This window comes from Stieleria sp. (genome assembly GCF_041595215.1).
Classification (GTDB): Bacteria; Planctomycetota; Planctomycetia; order Pirellulales; family Pirellulaceae; genus Stieleria; species Stieleria magnilauensis.
This window is the reverse complement of sequence record NZ_JBFHKV010001492.1, coordinates 1-1,563: the sequence shown is the minus strand read 5'-3', so window position 1 is coordinate 1,563 and position 1,563 is coordinate 1. Positions and strand designations below refer to the sequence as shown.

Below are 1,563 nucleotides of genomic sequence, written 5' to 3'. Positions count from 1 at the left end.
TCCCGCCGCCGCCGCCGAGTCCAATCGATGCCGCTTTCACTTTTGTGACACCGGCGTCGAGTGCTCTGACGGGTGCCGAAGCCCAGAGCGCGTTTCTTTCGGCGCAAACGCGTCCGCAGGACTCGAATTCCGATGATCGCGTGTCATCCGATGGCGAACCCGACATCCAGCCCTTCCATTCCAAACCACTCGTTTCGACGGTGGTCTGGGGCCCGTCGATCGCCCCGACGCTCGTCGACGATTCGATCGACGCCTTGTTTGGGGACCCGTTGGATGGTGATTCCCAGGTCTTGGCTCTCGGGGATGAATCGATCGAATTCATCAGAGATTCGCTGCTACTGACTCGGTAGCGGCGGATCGGCCACGAATGTGACGAGACACAAATGCCAAGAACGCGCCGGAGGGAGGGGCGTGGCGGTGGTCAACGGGCCGTCGCAGGCACTAAGCTTACTGACATCGTGTTCCGAACACTGAGTGTCGACGAGAAACCCGCCATGAATTTGCAAGCCCCTTCGACGACGGATTCACGCGCACGACCGCAGCCGTTCACCTTCTATCCTCCCAATAGCAACCGCTTGGTCACCTGGCTGGTGCAGATGGGGATCCGGTCTTCGATTCGGCGAAAATTGCGAGTCACCGAGATTGAGATCAGCGACGAAGATTTGGAACGATTGCGGCAACTCAAGGGCGAGCGATGCTTGGTGACACCCAGCCATTCGGGAGGGTTCGAGCCACACATCATCATGTATTTGTCAAAACTGCTCGGGGACAGTTACAACTACGTCGCGGCGATGGAGTTGTTTCAGCAATCGAGGATCAACCGCTTTCTGATGCCGCGGATGGGTGTGTACTCGATCATCCGCGGCTCGGTCGATCGACCCTCGTTCAGCATGACGCGCAAGCTTTTGGCGGCCGGCAAGCGTTGGCTGGTCATCTTTCCCGAAGGCGAGACGGTCTGGCAAAACAGCGTCGTCATGCCGTTTCAACAGGGCGTTTTCCAACTGGCGTTCAAAGGGTATGAGGACGCAAAGAAGGAAGACGATCAAGCCAGCCTGTACTGTATTCCGATCGCCATCAAGTACGTTTATCTGCGCGACATGCACGACGAAATTGACGCATCACTCGCGAGGTTAGAATCAAAGCTGGCAATCGATGATGGGCCGTCCCAGCCGACTCGGCATGCACGTCTCCGACGGGTCGTCGAAGCGGTCGTCGCGGCGAATGAAAAAACGCACGGTGTGCAACCGGCGCCCGATAGCGATCTGAGTGATCGGGCGGAGAATCTAAAGCTGTACGCGATCTGTCAACTGGAGCAGCAGTTGGGGCTCACCGCGACCGAAAAGCAAACCTTGTTGGACCGCATTCGTGCTCTGTTCAACGCCGTCGACAGGATCGTTCACGAGGAACCCAGTGGGTCGGAGTACGAGCAGCAGTTGGCGGTCCAGCGTCAACAATTGGCGCGAAAGTACTACGACGAACTTTGGCAGTTGTTGCAATTTGTCGCGTTGCACGACGGTTACGTCGGGGAATCGATGACGTTCGAGAGGTTTCTTGACGTGTTGT

At 57.4% G+C, this 1,563-nt stretch carries 2 protein-coding genes; both read left to right on the top strand.

All coding sequences use genetic code 11. The annotated features are described in order from the left end of the window. Positions 1 to 350 (top strand): hypothetical protein (locus ABX749_RS32405; RefSeq protein WP_372899675.1); only part of this gene is annotated, 350 nt, incomplete at its 5' end. Between the two features lie 144 nt (positions 351 to 494). Then, on the top strand, positions 495 to 1,563 hold a 1,069-nt coding region (locus ABX749_RS32400), incomplete at its 3' end, for a lysophospholipid acyltransferase family protein (protein WP_372899674.1).